This window comes from Nitrosospira multiformis, from assembly GCF_900110185.1.
GTDB lineage: Bacteria > Pseudomonadota > Gammaproteobacteria > Burkholderiales > Nitrosomonadaceae > Nitrosospira > Nitrosospira multiformis_A.
Map to the genome: position 1 here is coordinate 134,620 of NZ_FOCT01000005.1, position 17,234 is coordinate 151,853.

Sequence of the window (17,234 nt, forward strand, 5' to 3'; positions counted from 1 at the left end):
GATCCGGCAAATAAGGCGAGCGAGCCATGATTGCCATCCCCTCAATCCATGGAATTATCTCATAGCTTCCTGTGGTATTTTCTAAACCGGTTTTGGAGAGGAGAGTGGCATGATAGTCACCCTGGTTGGCACATGGGTTGAACGCTAAGCGTCTTGACCAGCTTCAAGTTAAGTGGAATGAGAGGAAGATGTGGGCCTTTGAAGTTCACAAAACCAATTCTGGCAGTCCCGACTGTTTCGAGGCTCACTGCATCCGGCCGGTTCAAATAATCGAGAAAGTCCTGGGCACTCCTATAATCGTCAAAGCAAAGAGGCGCGTCGTCAACTCGCTGCGACCGCTTGATATAGACCGGTTGTCCTACGAAGTCACCGGCGGCTGATTTTAACCCGAAAGTTTGTTGCTGGATTTTTTCCGCGGGGATGAGAATGATATCCTCCTGCACTTTCTTATCGGTGATCATTTTCACAATATCGTCCCCTTCCTGGTAGGTTTTATCTCCCTTAACCACGTGCCGAATGATGTAAGTGAGAGTAATCGTACCAGTAATATCACTCATACCTCTTGGAAGCTTGCTGGTCTGAATATTTAACTTTAGCCTGTCCGGCGCTAACCATCCGTTTTCGTCGGTAGTGGTCACCGAGAATAACTCCGGGTAGGCTGTATACTCAGGTTTTGGCTCAAAGGTGGCATGTAAGATGGTGTTCCCTGTGAGGTTCAGGCCGAAACCACCGTGTCTGACAATCTTGATACTTCCATTGATCGGATCGAACAGCGGGGTGACATCATCGATGCGCACGGAAGCCACCAATTGTTCACTCCTGCCGGCTTGGATAGTTGTCTTACCCGTAATTCCCACAGGCAGGTTTGGTGGAGCACTTAGACCTACTTCGGCTCCCCTCTGGAGAGATGACTGAATTGTTCCGGCATTGACCGTGCTATATGCGGTCTGCACAGCGCTCCATGAACGGATCCTCACCTGATCTAGTTTTATCTCGACTTCGGTGCGCTCGAGCCTGTCGGCAGGATTGAATGGACCCACTTCCGAGACAGTAATTATTAAAGCACCTTCAAACGAGGCTACGTTGCGCAGCGCCGACTCAACTCCATTTCCAATCCTGGAATCAAAATTCTTCCGCAAATCATCAACCGTTTTGCTTTTTTGCGATAATGCACTTATATAAGCTGCCTGTGCCCGTTCCGTCAGGTCTGCTCCTGTTTTTGTGGCAGGCTTTTGCGCTGGAGAAAACACAACGCTGACGTCCACCTCAGGTATCTTTTTTTTGCAGGCATTTCCTCGTTGATCTCGGCATTCTTTATACCGGCCAACCACTGAGGTTGATCCACAGCCGGATATCAGCGCGATAAAGACCGAAGCAAGCAGTGCTTTAGCCAGTTTTTTGTACCGCATAAATGCGCCCTGATTCCTCTTTACCGTTATGCGCGTTTGTAAGTAACACTTTGCAAAATTCTGTTCCTGGGTAATAAGCTTTTGGAAGCTCACGGCATATTTGATCATTGTGGCTTGCAAGCGCCTTTAATCGCTCATACCCTGCGTCCCATTCCGTAATAAACCAGGTGGATTGGGTAGCTGCGTTATTTTTATCCATGACCAGAATATAGAAAGAATCCATTAACAACCTCCGACATCAGCGGAAAGGACGCAGGTACAGCGGTGAGTGTTCAGGTGTTTTGATTGATCCCTGTGGTACTGATGCCCTCCTCTGCTTAATATGCGTTTTGCTCATTCACAATTAACATAGTAGTAAATTTATCAAACGAACGAGAGTCCGCAAATTACAAACTATAATCAATAGGATGTTTGATAGCTGTAGTATTCGAATTTCTTGGAACAAGAAGGAAAAACCGATACTGGAAAAGAAATGATCACGCGAGCTGTCCATGCCAAGCTTTGACCGGTTTGCTGATGCACTCGCAGGTTGTCCAGAATCAGGAAGGCTTTTCTGCTGGCATCCCTGATCTGCGCCTTAAGAAATTCAATCAGCTTGTCCGAGTTGAACGTCTCTTCAATGATCATCCAGCGCGCCTTGCCCTGGTTGATAACAATGGTGATCATCGATAGCTTCTGGCAGGTGTCCCGCATAAGCCACCGGCGTCTTCCTGGCAGGCGCATAACTGCGGCAGCGCACGTCAGTATTGACCAGAGCAGTTTCATCGCCCCAATGAATCTCAGCGCCTTCCACCCCGGCGCGTTGCGCTATGGGACTTATGTCATCAAACCGTCGGCTTTGCTCCAAATCCGCTCACTGAAAGAGCATGCGTTATTTTTTTTCTTACCTCTTTGTTAATGTTCGGCATCGTACAGAAGTTGCCTTATCAAACCGCCATTCTCGATTTACAAGTAGGGGCGCATTAAAACCGGAGCGGAATTTTTCAACCGCTTCCATGGGAGCTGCGGATGCACGGTAACCAGGATGAAGGCTATGCCGTTTCCATACCGATCCGGAAAGAACGGTAGGTAATTCCCGACCGCTTCCCTAAGCAAGCAGAAGGATTTCTGCTTTTTGGACAAGCCTCATGAAGCCTCATGCCTTTTTCGCAAAGGGTTGCAGGAGTAATCCTTATCGTATTCCGCAAGGCGCCGCCCCTTGTCCGATAAACTGGGGAAGTTTGCCGAAAAACCTGAGTGATATCGAGCTTCTTGTTCACATTAAAGGTTGGTTTACGGATGGACGAGCAGATCGCCTTGTATTGTCGAACCCGTCCTCGAGGAAGATCTCGCAGATGCAATAAGCATGGCTTTTGTTATTACTATAAATCGACATACTGGAATATTTAATTGTGGAGATTAAGCGGTGAACAATACCCGATTTTTATGCTCGCTATTTTTTCTGCTAAACGTCTTCATGCTGCCCCCTCTCTATGCACAACCTGCCCCCCCTTTCAACGCGTTTGAATTCATTCCAAGTGGATCCCAGCTACCAAGTGATATACCAGTGGAAGGACTCGTTACCACCACATCACCCAATGCCATTCTCGCCCTTATTAACGCCGACCACGTTTTGGAAAGCAGCAATGGTTACCCTATGCGCACGCTGCTTGAACCTGGCGCAACTAGTTTCGAGGTAACGGGAAATTTAGGCCGTAATGACCATCAAGGCCTGAAAGGCAATTTCGGTAATGGCCAAGTACGCTTCGCTTACAACCTGGGGTTTGCGCAGTTTAACCTGGCTGCAGGCGGAATCTGGAGCGACAATACCGCTCTAAGAACAAGCAGTATTAGAGTAACTAACCCTAATCCTGACATAGGAGGAACACTTACCTTTCCGAATACATACAAAACTGCTACAACTCTTCACGGCGCCTATGTTACGCCTGAAATCATCGCTAGAGTTCCTGGCACACCGCTTCACGTCACCCTTACTGGACTATATTTTCCGGGAGAAATCAATCCGAATGTTACCACCCTAGGGGGGCGTGTGCGCGCAGACTGGTTGAATGCCTTTAAAATAGGTAAAGCCTCATTCACTCCCTATGGCAGTTATACCTATGTCCATACGAAGGTAGGAAGATTCCTCGAAAAAACGGTACTTTGGGACAAGGATTCTGACCATGTCAATCTGGTGCGGTACGGTATTGATGCTGTATATCGCCTTCACCCTAAGATAAATCTCTTAACACGTATCGAAGGTGCTCATCGTTTTGAAGGAAATAGCAATAACGATCAAGGTCTGAATGAGGGGGTTATGGGCGGAATTCAGGGGTTAGGTCAAGCCTATACGCAAGATTGGGTCCGAGGTGGCGTCGGAGTGGAAGGAAAACTGGGTAAGAGCCTGGCCGGGATCATGCTCAATGCGACGTCACAAGGGCCGGTTACAAGCTACTGGCTCTCCATAAGCTATAAGCCTACATTTAAGTAATTTATAAGCAACAGAAGAAGGATAAAGCTATGCTTTAGGAAAGAACGCCACTTCTAAATCTTTTTTAACATTTCGACCCATGAAGTTTGCACGCTTGCTTGCTCTTCTTAGCCTGACTGCCTTGGTTTCCGGATGTGAAACGATAGAGGAAAAACCAGGATATGAAGAACCTTTGGTCAAAAATAAGGAAGACGAAGGTTCAAAAGCAGCCCCTACCAAAACTCCCGAGGCGGCCAAAACTCCAAGTGCTGCCCCCTTCGCAACTATAAGGGTATTTTTCGGGACAGATAGAAATATTATCAATAGCAACGACCCGAACGAGATGTTTGGCGCGCAGCGGAACTCAGCGGGAATTACATACGGTATCTGCCAAGTGAGCATTCCTCGTGATCATCGCATGGGGATGTTGGAGACTCCTTCAGCGCTTAAGCTGGAGTTCCGGAGTGATCCTGCCAGACACATCATATTGCAACGGGTTGAAAAAAAAACAAAGCGCGAATTCTACGCTGACCTGCAGGCTCGAATAAGAGTGTCTGCCGGCAAGAAAGCGTTCATATTTGTTCATGGCTACAACGTGAAATTTGCAGATGCTGCGAGAAGGACGGCACAAATTTCATACGACTTGGGCTTTGACGGAGCTGCTGTCTTCTACAGTTGGCCATCCCACGGAATACCTGCAGTTTTTGCCTATACTACTGATGAGCAGAATATCGAGTGGTCACAATCGAATCTAAAGCTCTTTCTCGAGGATTTTTTCGACCAATCGGATGCCCAAAACGTTTACCTGATTGCCCACAGCATGGGAAACCGCGCCCTGACACGAGCTGTTTCAGCATTAGTAGCTGACAAACCGTCAGTTAGAGAACGTCTCAAGGAGATAATCCTTACCGCGCCTGATATCGATGCAGAAGTGTTTCAAAGAGATATTGCTCCCGCATTGAGTGCATCAGATCGGCCGATTACACTTTACGCATCTTCTAATGATTTTGCATTAAGGATGTCTAGAAAAGTTCATGGCTCTCCGCGAGCAGGGGACGCTGGCCCAAACCTTGTCATTACAAAAGGAATTGAAACAATCGACGCAACAAATACCGATACCAGCTTTATAGGTCACTCATACTATGCGGAACGACTATCCATTCTTGCTGACATGTTTTATATGATTACGGAAGGCCGTCGAGCGAATGGTCGATTTGGTCTTTTGAAAATCGATACAAAAAAGGGGCCTTATTGGATTTTCAAAAAATAACCTAAATCGAAATGTAAAGAAGTTTTAACCCCTCCTCCAAGTGGTCCCTTGCGGACCATCTTCCAGCAAGATGGAAGCCTCCATCAATTCCTTGCGAATGCGATCCGCCTCGCGGTAATCCTTGTTGGCGCGCGCCACCAGCCGCTGTTGAATCAACTGCTCCACCTTTTCGGGTGCAAATGCCGAATCTTCCGTGGAGCCCGCCTGCTGGAAATATTGCCGGGGATCCTGCTGGAGCAATCCCAGCACTCCGCCCAGCGCTTTCATCAAGGCGATATCCCTGGGTAGTCGGGTTTTATTGACTTCGGTAGCGAGGTCGAAAAGCACGGCAAGAGCATCCGGGGTGTTGAAGTCATCGTTCATCGCTTCCCGGAAACGCGATGCATACGGGTTATCCCAGTCTATCTCGACTTCGTCGTGGACTCCGATTCCCTTGAGCGCGGTATACAGTCGATCAAGAGCTCGCCCGGCGTCTTCCAGTTGCATATCCGCATAGTTAAGCGGACTGCGGTAATGCGCGCGCAGGATAAAAAAACGTACCACCTCCGGCTGAAAGTGGGCCAGGATTTCGCGTACGGTAAAAAAGTTGCCGAGCGACTTGGACATCTTCTCGTCATTGACTCTCACGAAACCATTGTGCATCCAGTAGTTGACAAAAGGATGCCCGTGCGCCCCCTCGCTTTGTGCAATTTCATTTTCATGGTGGGGAAACTGTAAGTCCTGGCCGCCACCATGGATGTCGAAGTGCTCCCCCAGATAATGCTCACCCATGGCCGAGCATTCGATATGCCAGCCGGGCCGCCCCGGTCCCCACGGTGAATCCCACCGGGGCTCACCGGGCTTTGCTGCTTTCCACAGCACGAAATCCAGCGGGTCTTTTTTATGCGGATCGACAATTACCCGCTCCCCCGCCCGCAGCTCATCAAGGGATTTCCCGGAAAGCTTTCCATAACCGGGAAACCGGTGAACCGCATAATATACGTCCCCATTGGAGGCGGGATACGCCAGTTTTTTATCCACCAGAATCCCGATCATGGCAATCATGTCTTCCACATGACGGGTAGCACGCGGCTCCCATGAAGGCGGCTCCACCCCAAGCGCTGTGGCATCCTCCTCCATTGCCTGGATAAAACGCGCGGTCAGCGCTTCAATGGATTCGTTATTCTCCTGCGCACGCCTGATAATTTTGTCATCAATATCGGTAATATTACGTACATAAGTTACATCAAAACGATTGGCGCGAAACCAGCGCTGCACCATATCGAATACCACCATCACGCGTGCATGGCCGAGATGGCAGTAATCGTAGACGGTCATTCCGCACACATATATTTTGACCTTGCCCGGCGTTAGCGGGATAAACTCCTGTTTTTCTCTGGTAAGAGAATTATGAATTTTAAGCATCTGGGGAAGATTTTGAATTGAACAGGCTTCTTGGTAGAATCTTGCGGACGCTGAGGGCACTACTTACAGGACGGAGAAGTATAGCACAATGAAAACGCTGGATTTTCGCCGGGCGAGTGCGCGCATTGCCTTGGTCGTGCTGTTCGCTGTTTGTCCGGTTGCGTTTGCTGATGAAAACGACGAGGTTGCCAAACTCTACCAGCAGGGCAATCTGGACAAGGCACTGGAACAGGCAAATGCGTACCTCGCCCTCAAGCCAAAGGATCCGCAGATGCGGTTTCACAAGGGGTTGATACTGACCGAGCAGCAGAAAATCCCTGATGCAATCAAGGTCTTTTCTTCACTGTCGGAAGATTACCCTAACCTGCCCGAGCCGTATAATAATCTGGCGGTACTCTATGCCAGCCAGGGCCTGTATGAAAAGGCGAGGGGGGCGCTGGAGGCAGCCATACGCACTCACCCCAGCTACTCCATTGCGCACGAGAACCTGGGCGATATCTATGCAAAACTGGCTAGCGAGGCTTACGGCAAGGCCTTGCAACTGGACCAGAGCAACGCTGCGGCCCAGACCAAGCTTGCGATGATCAAGGATTTATTCATCGGCAAATCTGGCGCGATAAGAACTGCATCCGCCGCTACCCCTGCGCCGGCACCGCCTGCTTCAGCCGCGACCCGCTCCGCTGCCGCCACTACGCCATCTCCCACCCGATCCGTTGCTCCCATGGCGCCATCTGCTGCCCCGTCTGCTGCTCCCGCAATCCCGCTTGCTTCCGTCCACGCCGCACCCGGCAAAGCACCGCAAAAATTAGCGGAAAAAAAAACTGAAAAGGCGGAAAAATCAGCACCGGGAAAGATAGCGGCGATTGAAACACATTCACCCGAAAAGAAAACCGATGTTCCGGATGAATCCAACGAAATCATCAAAACTGTCAATGCGTGGGCTAAGGCATGGTCCGACAAGAACGTGACGGCATACTTCGCATTCTACGCGGGCGACTTTCAAACCCCTCGTGGCGTCAAGCGTACAACGTGGGAAAGAACGCGGCGTGACCGCATCATCAAGCCAAAATCCATCCAAGTGGAAATCACTCACCCCAAGGTAACTTTAATCAATCCAGCACGCGCGAGGGTAAGCTTCAGGCAACTCTATCACTCCGACGCATTCAAACACGATTCGTCCAAAACACTTGAGATGGTTAAAACGGATGGGAAGTGGCAGATCCGGCAGGAGCGCTCCGGGAAATGAATGTGCAAACCCAATCTGCCGGATGCACCCGGTGGTTGATAAGCATGCTTGCCGGGATAACCGGGGCAACGCTTTCGCTCTGGATTACCACCGCGCTGGCCGAGGAAGCCTTGGTCCTATCCACTGCCTCCACGACCGGACCCGAATCGATGCTCGTCAAGAGTCTCCAGGAAATCTCCGAGAGTCGCATGGATTCCGCATTAAACGGAATCGAGCAACTACTCAAGACTAATCCGAATTTCCGGCTTGCTCATCTGATCAAGGGTGACCTGCTGCTGGCACGCGCCCGTCCCATCCACACCATTGGTGAAACTGGCACGGCAATACAGCAGCCTATCGACGATTTACGCGAGGAGGCAAGAGCACGGCTTCAGCGCCACCTGGCGCCGATACCGCTCGATATGACCCCCAAGTATCTGCTGCAAATGCCGCCGGAGCAGAAATACGCAATCATTGCCGACACAGGCAGATCGCGGTTATATCTCTATAAGAATGTCGATGGAAGCCCGCGTTATCTAGCGGACTATTACATCAGTACAGGCAAGAACGGTTCTCAAAAGCTGAAGGAGGGGGATAAAAAAACACCCATAGGCGTCTACTTCGTCACTGATAACCTGCCGCGTCAAAGGCTTTCGGATTTTTATGGGGGCATGGCGTTCCCCATCAACTACCCGAACGAATGGGACAAAAGGCACGGGCGCAGCGGTTATGGCATCTGGCTGCACGGCACACCTCCGGATACCTACAGCCGTCCGCCCCGAGCGAGCGATGGCTGCGTAGTACTTGCAAATGACGACCTGAATGCATTGGCGTCGACACTTCAGGTCGGCATCACATCCGTCATCATCAGCGATCAGATGGAGTGGGTCAAACCCCACGATGCTGCCGCCCTGCGTAGAAAACTGGCCCAGCACCTGGAGAGATGGCGGCGAAGCTGGGAAAGTGGGAATATGGATGATTATGTCGCCATTTACGGGAACGATTTTTCCAGTGGAGAGCAGAAGCTGACGGAATGGATGCGAGACAAACGGCAGGCGGGTGCGGAAAAAAACCCGGCCAAAGTCGGTATCAGCAATGTAGGAATTTTTCTTTATCCTGGAAGGGACGATCTGGCGGTAATCAACTTCGATGAAGAATATTCCAGCAATGATCTTTCCAATAAAATGAAAAAACGCCAGTACTGGATGAAAGAAGATAAAAGCGGATCTTGGAAGATCATTTACGAAAGTGCGGCATAATCGGGAAATCATCGCTGCCTGTCCTTTCTTCACCCCATGCTGTTCGAGGATAGGTCGGGCAGGATCCGCCAGGTACATGAACGGATAATTCTTCCACTCTTATTATTACGGCCAAGCTAATGCATATTTTCAAAGTTTTCTCAGCCTTTGCGCTCTCTTTCAGCCTCACCGCTCTTGCCGCGAATTCCCCGACAAGCCACCCGCAAGTTGAAATAAAAACCAGTCTCGGTAAAGTGGTACTGGAACTCTATCCCGATAAGGCCCCAAAAACCGTCGACAATTTTTTGCGCTATGTGAAGGATGGGCACTACATCGGCACCATATTCCACCGTGTTATTCCGGGATTCATGATCCAGGGTGGCGGATTCGACAAGACTTTCAAGCAGAAATCTACCAGGCCACCTGTCGAGAATGAGGCCGGAAACGGCCTCAAGAATGAGATTGGAACGGTTGCAATGGCGCGTACCACGGACCCTCACTCAGCCACCGCACAGTTTTTTATCAATGTGGCCAATAACACATTTCTCAATCACCCCTCGTCTACTCCGCCCGGCTATGGCTATACCGTATTCGGCAAGGTCATCGAGGGAATGGACGTGGTCAACAGAATCGCCGCTGTTCCCACCGATTCCGGCGGACCATTTCAAAGCGATGTGCCGAAGGAAACCATAGTAATCGAGGAAATGAGACTTATTGCAAACCCGTCTCTCGCCTCTCCCACCCACCCACAAAACAGGGATTGATATGATCAGACTGCACACGAATTACGGCGACATCATGCTCGAACTCGATCACGAAAAAGCGCCGGTAACTGTCCAGAATTTTATAGACTATGTAAATAGCGGACATTACGACAACACGATATTTCACCGCGTGATTGACGGGTTCATGATTCAGGGAGGCGGTTTCGAACCGGGCATGATCCAGAAAAAAACTCGCGCCCCGATTGCAAATGAAGCAGGCAACGGTCTCAAGAACGACAAATATACTATTGCCATGGCGCGCACCTCTGATCCTCATTCAGCCACCGGTCAATTTTTCATCAATGTCAAGGATAACGATTTTCTGAATTACACATCCCCCACAGCGCAAGGCTATGGCTACTGTGTGTTCGGCAAGGTGGTAGAAGGCATGGATGTAGTGGACAAGATCAAAAAAGTTAAAACGGGTACACGCAGTGGTCATCAGGATGTACCTGTAGAAAATGCGATACTGGAAAAGGCAGAGGTAATTCAATAACGTTTGTTAACATCGTGAACATGTCCGCACCTAAAGCTTTTTTCTCGCTTGGATTTGGGATCGCACTTTGGCTGTCGGCTCCGGTTTTGCATGCTCTCCCTTTTACAGACACGGTAGTCAGCTTTACCCCGGGAGACAACGGTTCCCATGACAGCGGCTACGGAGTGGAGGACGATAGCGGTGGCATTTATACGGGTCTGTCGGGAGAAGGCGTTTTTGATGCCCGTGCAGTAACGGCACTGGATGGAGCGGTGCTCGCACTGGGTGGCGCGGTCGGAACACCCGGGTACATAACTTTGCACTTCAGCGACGGTGAGGTGGTGGATGGGTCCGGCGCGGATCTGCGACTATATGACACGTTCAGCTTCCAGGATGGATTCAATCTGGAAATAAGCGCGGATGGGACACACTTCATGAACGCCTTTTTCTCCGCCGGAGATTTGTTGTATTTTAAATGTTCTCCTGAGAAGCCTTGCACCGCCGATGTAGACATTGCAGGTCTCCAGCTGGATGCATTCAGCTACCTCCGAATCACTGCCGCGGGTGACAGCGCCCAAGGCTTTCCAGAAGCCTATACACTGGATGCCGTGGAGGCGCTCCACTATCGTTCCACCACGGTTCCCGAGCCCGGAACACTTGCATTGTTCGGCCTTGCTGCCGTCGGTCTGGCTTTTGTTCGCCGGCGTAAAGATTGAATTGCACTCGAACCGCTCTGAGAACGATTGCGGCAGATTGTCTTATCTTGCTTATCTTTTATCGGGGAAAATCATGTCCACCCTGTCCACCTTCAGGCTCCTCATCGCGCTATCGATTAGTGCCTGGTTAGCGGCACTTGCCGGATGTGCTACTACGACAGCGGGTGGAGCGGTGGGGGTAAATAGTCGGGACATAGTGCTTATATCTTCGAAAGAACTGGAGCAAAAGGCTGCGCAAGGTTACGAGCAGCTAAAAACAGAGGCGGCGCAGAAAGGCACTCTGAACACGGAGGAAAAGTTGTTGCAGCGAGTCCGCGCTATCGCTCGCCGCATCGAACCGCAAACGTCCATATTCCGAAAGGACGCGCCTAGCTGGAACTGGGAAGTCAATGTAATCGACAGCAATGAGCTCAATGCCTTCTGCATGCCAGGCGGGAAGATCATGTTTTATTCTAGTCTGATCAATCGACTCGAACTCACGGATGAGGAAATTGCAGTGGTGATGGGACATGAAGTTGCCCATGCCTTGCGGGAAGATACGCGTGAGCACGTATCCCGTGCAATTGCGACACAAACCCTACTTAATGCTATTACTCCATTTATTGGTGGTGAGACTGCGGGTAATCTTGCGGGAATTGGATACCAAGCATTTATTGAAACTCGTTTTAGCCGTACGGACGAAGCTGATGCAGATAAAATTGGCCTCGAATTGAGCGCTCGCGCGGGGTATGACCCGCGGGCGGGAATCACGTTATGGCAAAAAATGATCAGCGTCAGAAGCAGCGGACAACTTCCTGAGTTCCTGAGCAGCCATCCAGCAGACGCAAACCGAATTCAACAGGTGGAAAAACTTCTGCCAGTCGTCATGCCACTCTACGAAGCTGCACCCCATTGAAACTGAATCATTTAATGCAAGTGTATAAAGGCCATGGTTATTCAAGTCACCACAAAACTCGCTGAGCAAGTGCGGATTTGAATAAGATAATCGAGTCTATAAAAACTTTATCGGGAGAAATCATGTCCATCCTGTCCACCTTCAGGCTCCTCATCGCGCTATCGATCAGTGCCTGGCTGGCAATGCTTTCCGGTTGCGCTACCACCACGGCAGGCGGTGCGGTCGGCGCAAACCGTTCCCAGCTTTTGCTCATATCCTCGGAACAGCTGGAGCAAACGGCGGCACAAGGCTATAGCCAGCTGAAAACAGAAGCAACCCAAAAAGGCGCCCTGAACACGAATGAAAAACTGCTGCAACGAGTGCGCGCTATCGCTCGCCGCATCGAGCCGCAAACAGGCATATTTCGAAAGGACGCTCCCGGGTGGAACTGGGAAGTCAATGTGATCAACAGCGATGAGCTTAATGCTTTTTGCATGCCTGGCGGAAAAATCATGTTTTATTCCGGGCTGATCAATCGGCTCAAATTGACAGATGAAGAAATTGCAGTGGTGATGGGGCATGAAATTGCCCACGCCTTGCGCGAGCACTCGCGCGAGCAGGTGTCGCAGGCTATTGCGGCGCAAACGGCACTGGGAGTGGGAACCGCAGTGTTCGGTCTCAGCCAGACTACCGCCCAGATCGCCGGCATCGGATATCAGGCGTTCATCGCCACCCACTTCAGTCGCACGGATGAGGCCGAGGCGGATCGCATCGGGCTCGAATTGTCGGCTCGTGCCGGTTACAATCCCCGCGCCGGGGTCACACTGTGGCAAAAAATGATCAATGCCAATGCGGGAGGACAACTGCCCGAGTTTCTGAGCAGTCACCCTGCTGATTCCACTCGCGTGCAGCAGATCGAGTCGCTGCTGCCCGTCGTCATGCCGCTTTATGAAGCAGCCCGCCGGTGACGGCTAAAGTTAGGTTAGCCGTCCTCAATATAAGCTACTTGCGTCAGTAAACCCACCAGCATCATCGGTGAAACAAAACAAAGCCGAGCCTCCTTCCTTTTGGCCCAGCTTTGCCAACCCGGAAAAAACGACCTACCCGCTCCCGTTACTTGACTACCGTCACGGTGACGGATGAGGATGCGCTATTTCCTGCCGCATCCTTGGCGACTACCTGGACAGTATGTGCGCCCGCCGCAACGTTACGTATATTCCAGTTGTAACCCAGCGTACTTCCCTTTCCGGTAGCCTTGAGCACGCCGTCGATGTAGAGCATATGGGTAATTTCGGAAGCGCCGCTATCATCACTTGCATTCACGCTGATTGGCACGTTCTTGCCCGAAACATTGCCTCCCACCGGATTGATTATCTTCACCTGCGGTGCGGTAGTATCCCTGATTACCGTAGTCGTTGCGTTTGCCACATTCACCGAGACGGCGGTCGAAGCTTTGGAGTTGCCGGCTGCATCGAATGCATAAGCAACCAGGCTCGCCATGCCATTGGCCACACCCCTCGAATCCCAGGTGAAGGCGAACGGCGCCGTGGTGTCGACTGCAACCGTGGTGCTGTTAACTCTCAGTTCCACCCGCGTCACCCCGATATTGTCGGTAGCTGTCACATTCACGCCAACCAAGCCCGTCACGCTTGCTCCGCCGGCAGGGGAAGTGATGGAAACCGCCGGCGCTTGCGTGTCTCCGGCGACCACCGCTGAGGCCGCCGCCTGCACCGCGCGTGCAGCATCAACCCGTCCATAGCCATAATAGGGATCGCGCCCAGCTGTACCCAGATCCACGGCAGTTGAAAACAGCAGACTTTCGATCTGGGTGTTGGGTAATGTCGGCTTTGCCGCCATCATGAGCGCCACCACGCCAGCCGTTACCGGGCTTGAGAACGACGTGCCGGAAGCCGCGCCATAACCGCCTCCCATAGTCGTCGTCCATATCCCAGCTCCCGGCGCGGCAAGGGAGATGTAGTTTCCGTAGCTCGACCAACTGGCTCTGAAGTCGTTCCCATCTGTAGCGGCTACAGCTACCATCGATGTCGTTACTGCATAATTCTGGAGCACCCCCGTATTTCCGCCACTCACGATAACCAGACCACCTTTATCCTTCATGTATTGCGCCGCGCTGCGGGTGCTCGAACTATCAGTCAATCCGAGGAAGCTGGCATTGGCGACGCGAACCCCGCGGTCTGCCGCATAGATAAGCCCTTGAGAAATCGCACTCCAGGTGGCATACCCATTAGAGCCACTTACCCGGATCGGCATGATCTTCGCCCGTGCCGCCACCGAGGCCACTCCCAGCGCATTATTGCCAGCCGCTGCCGCCGCACCCGCAACCTTGGTTCCATGCCCATAAACATCCGATGTGTTGGAGTTGTTCTCGTAGAAATTCCAGCCCGGCACCAGTTCCGTAGCCAGATCAGGGTGGGTGCTATCGACTCCTGAATCCAGAATGGCGATGATCACACCGCTGCCCAGAGAACTGTCCCAAGCGGACGGAGCACCAATCTTGGGCAAATGCCAGGCGCTGCCATAGTAGGGATCGTTGGGAATGAGCGCAGGTTCGACTTCCTGGTCGATCTCAGCAAACTTGAAGGCCGGATGATGCGCCAGCCTTGCCGCCACCGCCTTCTCGGAAGCATTGCCCGGCAAGTCCACGATGTACAGATCGCTCTGCCCGATCTTCCTGCCCTTGCCGCCATGTTCGCCCAGAATCTTTGCCAGTTCCTTTTCCGGCAGCCCGGCGCGCGGCATGACCAGGATGCGGCCCTTCGCCCAGCCAAGCGGCTTGTTCACTCCAGGTCCCCTGCCCTCCGGAGGCTCTGCACTGGAAATGACCGGAGCCAATCCCAGGAAAGTTCCCAGTATCGCCACCGCAAAGCGGCGGCGGCTTGAGGCAGCACCCGCGCGTATGGTTGATATGGGCCTCTCGGCAGGCCGGACCGGGAAACCGGCCTGCTCTTCCCTCTTGTTGGCGTTCACGTTCGACTCCTTTCTGATTGTGAAAAATCAAGTTTCAAAAAAAGCAGCAGTAAATCTGTAGGTCGTTACGTTCATAACGCGTCCCTGTGCCTTTCCATAGAAATCTGGAAATGAGCAAAGCCAATACTTATCCAATCCGGGGTTACTGATTGAGATGCAGCGCCTTGGCCTGAAGCTGCAGTTCTGAGACGCCTGCCGGAATATCGGTCGAGCTAGCGGCTCGTGCCGTAGCCTGCAATGGAACGGTCCAGGGAATTAGCTGAAGAAATTCTCTGTGACATCATGGGCAAATCGAGTTGCCGCAAAACAAATTAACAAACTGAATGGGTTCCTGCAGAACGGCGCTCTCTCAAATATTTCTTTTGTTGTTTCCAGCCCCTACCTTTTCCAATAAATGATCAGCTTCAGCCCGTTGAAGCATTTTCTATGCCAGCCCTGCTCTTTTAGCCAAAACAGATACTTGAGGAAAAGCGGGTTCCACCTGACCGTCGCCTTCCAGCGACGCAGAAATGATCGGTAGAGGATAAATTCTTGAGAATAAGGGGATGTGAATGTCGTTGAAGAACGACGAGACTATGACGAATGAGGTTCGAAGGTAAGGAACATCTCCTGGGATAAGGATTATCTAGGCGTAACTGCTACCGCTTATCGGTCACAGCTCAACAAAAAACTCCATAACGGATCCGGCTATTATCGGGCGCTACTCTGTAGTGGCACGAACGAATGTTCCCGTCACGGTCACTATTCCCGGTTCGGGCAAGGCTTCAATCCGCCCCTTTTCGAAACGCACGCGCTGTAATTGCATTGCTGCAGTCCACTTCAGCCAGTCCGCGAAGGGCACAGCCTTAAACGTGACCTGAACCTGATTATCCCCCAGCGCATCAATGCCATTCAAAGCATGCGAAAGGCCGAGGATGTCTGCCTGGGTTTGCGCGAGTGCATGCAAATCGCCGGATGACAGGGGCGGAGATGGGGTAACCTTTATACGCTCGTACCCAGCCGCCTGTTGCTCGAACTCTTCCGCCTGGACGCGCAGTTGCGGAAGGTTCGAGCGCAACCGGGTACGCGCTCTGTCTGCCAAGCTGACCAGACTCAGATAAAGTACCGCGCTCAAAACCATCCCCAATATTGTGATGACCCGCCGCTCCCGGGGAGAGCGTGATTCCCATGCTTTCCGCAGCCGTTTCCTCACGGAATCCTCACTACGAGCACCACGATTCCGGCTCCCGCATCTGCCGGTGCCGGATTGATATCCACACTCAGATCGTTTTCCCGCAACCGGGTGGCAATACGGTTCGCGAGTCCTTCCTCGGCGGCCAGCTCAAGCGTTATTCTCCCGCTATCATAGGAAATCGCATGTAGACTGCCAGAGGCCAGTTCGCTCAATGCTGGTCCCACTGTTTTGATCATGGGCAAGAAATCGGCGGTATCGGGAACCCCTGCCGCATGCCGCGCTTCGACGAGCTTTCGGCGCATCTGTAGCGCAGGGTCCACTACCGCGACCGCAGCCGGAAATAGGGCGCGAAACCGGGTTTCCATTTGCTGGTGCAAGGCACGCTCTTCATTGGCAAGCAATGCCCAGTCAGCGGCAACGGCCAGGGAGTGGATCACCAATGCTGCCGCGCCGATCCAGACTGCTGGCCGCAGACGTGAAAGAAATCCACTGAAAAGAGACCAGCGTTTGCGTTGCTGCAGCAAGCTGATACTGGATTGCGGTGCCCTGCTCCAATCCCAGGTCCCCCCAATGTATACAGGAATGCCGAGCACCCGTTGCCACGCTTCGATATCTGGCGCTGGCGCAGGATTCTTCATGATCCCATCGGCACTCTCCTCAAATGTCATTGCGCCTTCAGGCTCAATTGTATAGAGCGCGATGGATGCCGGTCTCGCTCCATGCCTTTCCGCATCTTCGAGCATGAGATGCAATGACAGCGGAGGAGATGCGTCGTCTCCGCAATCTGTTGCTCCCCCTTCAAACTCGCCGGTGCGCACAAAACCTTCCTGGCCATCCCAGGCGAAACTCCATTCTCCCGGCGTCCATGGCAATAACAGTGTTTCACAGTAAATTTCATCCACTTGGATAGCAGCCGCCTGAAGCGCATCGAGACAGTATGTCAAACCTTTTTTATCCACTGCCGCGAGTATGCCCTCGTCTCCAGCGGAACCGATCCAGCTCACCTGATTAGCGTCAGGCTCACGCAGCATCTCTTCTTCAACCGCAAAAGCCAGTACTGATCCAGTCTGCCGCCTCGCAGCGTCAGGTAAGCGAGCCCGTGTGAGCAAAACCTGGGCAGCTGGAATGATCAACTGGACAGAACTCGCTTTTTTCGGCAGATCAGCTATCTGCCCTTCTCCTGTCAAGGGCAGTCCATCATCGCCAATCCATATCCACTGGCAACTCAATGAACTCAATGATTCCTCC

Annotated in this window: 15 protein-coding genes and 1 pseudogene; 9 read left to right on the forward strand and 7 right to left on the reverse strand. The window is 52.0% G+C overall.

The features are described 5' to 3' along the window. Positions 1 to 116: 116 nt before the first annotated feature. The 3 genes and pseudogenes from BMY01_RS07415 to BMY01_RS07420 all read right to left on the reverse strand — a co-directional run. On the reverse strand, positions 117 to 1,409 hold the full coding sequence (locus BMY01_RS07415) for a hypothetical protein (RefSeq protein ID WP_139176786.1): 1,293 nt from the start codon (positions 1,407 to 1,409) through the stop codon (positions 117 to 119). Continuing rightward, positions 1,387 to 1,632 (reverse strand): hypothetical protein, encoded by a 246-nt coding sequence (locus BMY01_RS17350; protein ID WP_139176789.1) that lies wholly within the window; start codon positions 1,630 to 1,632, stop codon positions 1,387 to 1,389. Before BMY01_RS17350 ends, BMY01_RS07415 begins: the two co-directional genes overlap by 23 nt. A gap of 262 nt (positions 1,633 to 1,894) precedes the next feature. Continuing rightward, positions 1,895 to 2,220 (reverse strand): annotated as a pseudogene (locus tag BMY01_RS07420) (transposase); the annotation flags it as partial. 594 nt (positions 2,221 to 2,814) lie between these two features. On the opposite strand from BMY01_RS07420, the gene BMY01_RS07425 reads away from it, so the two are divergent. Together BMY01_RS07425 and BMY01_RS07430 are read left to right on the forward strand one after the other, a co-directional pair. Continuing rightward, the gene (locus BMY01_RS07425; RefSeq protein ID WP_074745780.1) at positions 2,815 to 3,879 is read left to right on the forward strand and encodes an autotransporter domain-containing protein; all 1,065 of its coding nucleotides are present in this window, start codon (positions 2,815 to 2,817) and stop codon (positions 3,877 to 3,879) included. A 79-nt stretch (positions 3,880 to 3,958) separates the two neighbouring features. Beyond that, a complete protein-coding gene (locus BMY01_RS07430) occupies positions 3,959 to 5,128 on the forward strand; it encodes an alpha/beta hydrolase (protein ID WP_081353821.1) in 1,170 nt (389 codons plus the stop codon). A gap of 24 nt (positions 5,129 to 5,152) precedes the next feature. Here BMY01_RS07430 and cysS read toward each other — a convergent pair whose 3' ends face one another. After that, a complete protein-coding gene (gene cysS / locus BMY01_RS07435; protein WP_074745782.1) occupies positions 5,153 to 6,532 on the reverse strand; it encodes a cysteine--tRNA ligase in 1,380 nt (459 codons plus the stop codon). An 88-nt stretch (positions 6,533 to 6,620) separates the two neighbouring features. On the opposite strand from cysS, the gene BMY01_RS07440 reads away from it, so the two are divergent. From BMY01_RS07440 to BMY01_RS07470, 7 genes are all read left to right on the forward strand, one after another. Beyond that, complete coding sequence (locus BMY01_RS07440) at positions 6,621 to 7,778, forward strand: nuclear transport factor 2 family protein (RefSeq protein ID WP_074745784.1); 1,158 nt, start codon at positions 6,621 to 6,623, stop codon at positions 7,776 to 7,778. Then, positions 7,775 to 9,016: a L,D-transpeptidase family protein gene (locus tag BMY01_RS07445; protein WP_074745786.1), complete on the forward strand. Its 1,242-nt coding sequence runs from the start codon at positions 7,775 to 7,777 to the stop codon at positions 9,014 to 9,016. The genes BMY01_RS07440 and BMY01_RS07445 overlap by 4 nt, the downstream gene beginning before the upstream one ends. Positions 9,017 to 9,135: 119 nt before the next feature. Further along, the gene (locus BMY01_RS07450; protein WP_074745788.1) at positions 9,136 to 9,759 is read left to right on the forward strand and encodes a peptidylprolyl isomerase; all 624 of its coding nucleotides are present in this window, start codon (positions 9,136 to 9,138) and stop codon (positions 9,757 to 9,759) included. 1 nt (position 9,760) lies between these two features. Then, complete coding sequence (locus tag BMY01_RS07455; RefSeq protein ID WP_074745790.1) at positions 9,761 to 10,255, forward strand: peptidylprolyl isomerase; 495 nt, start codon at positions 9,761 to 9,763, stop codon at positions 10,253 to 10,255. 20 nt (positions 10,256 to 10,275) lie between these two features. Continuing rightward, on the forward strand, positions 10,276 to 10,950 hold the full coding sequence (locus BMY01_RS07460; RefSeq protein WP_074745792.1) for a PEP-CTERM sorting domain-containing protein: 675 nt from the start codon (positions 10,276 to 10,278) through the stop codon (positions 10,948 to 10,950). Between the two features lie 73 nt (positions 10,951 to 11,023). Next, the gene (locus BMY01_RS07465) at positions 11,024 to 11,845 is read left to right on the forward strand and encodes a M48 family metallopeptidase (RefSeq protein WP_074745794.1); all 822 of its coding nucleotides are present in this window, start codon (positions 11,024 to 11,026) and stop codon (positions 11,843 to 11,845) included. Between the two features lie 122 nt (positions 11,846 to 11,967). After that, complete coding sequence (locus tag BMY01_RS07470) at positions 11,968 to 12,792, forward strand: M48 family metallopeptidase (RefSeq protein WP_074745796.1); 825 nt, start codon at positions 11,968 to 11,970, stop codon at positions 12,790 to 12,792. Between the two features lie 145 nt (positions 12,793 to 12,937). Here the strand turns inward: BMY01_RS07470 and BMY01_RS07475 are convergent, their stop codons facing one another. The 3 genes from BMY01_RS07475 to gspL all read right to left on the reverse strand — a co-directional run bounded on the left by BMY01_RS07475 (position 12,938) and on the right by gspL (position 17,224). Then, positions 12,938 to 14,812 carry a S8 family serine peptidase gene (locus tag BMY01_RS07475; RefSeq protein ID WP_074745798.1) on the reverse strand — a complete coding sequence of 625 codons (1,875 nt, stop codon included), beginning with the start codon at positions 14,810 to 14,812 and terminating at the stop codon, positions 12,938 to 12,940. Between the two features lie 700 nt (positions 14,813 to 15,512). Further along, complete coding sequence (locus BMY01_RS07480; protein WP_074745800.1) at positions 15,513 to 16,004, reverse strand: type II secretion system protein M; 492 nt, start codon at positions 16,002 to 16,004, stop codon at positions 15,513 to 15,515. Further along, on the reverse strand, positions 16,001 to 17,224 hold the full coding sequence (gspL, locus tag BMY01_RS07485; RefSeq protein ID WP_254772652.1) for a type II secretion system protein GspL: 1,224 nt from the start codon (positions 17,222 to 17,224) through the stop codon (positions 16,001 to 16,003). The genes BMY01_RS07480 and gspL overlap by 4 nt, the downstream gene beginning before the upstream one ends. Positions 17,225 to 17,234: the final 10 nt, after the last annotated feature.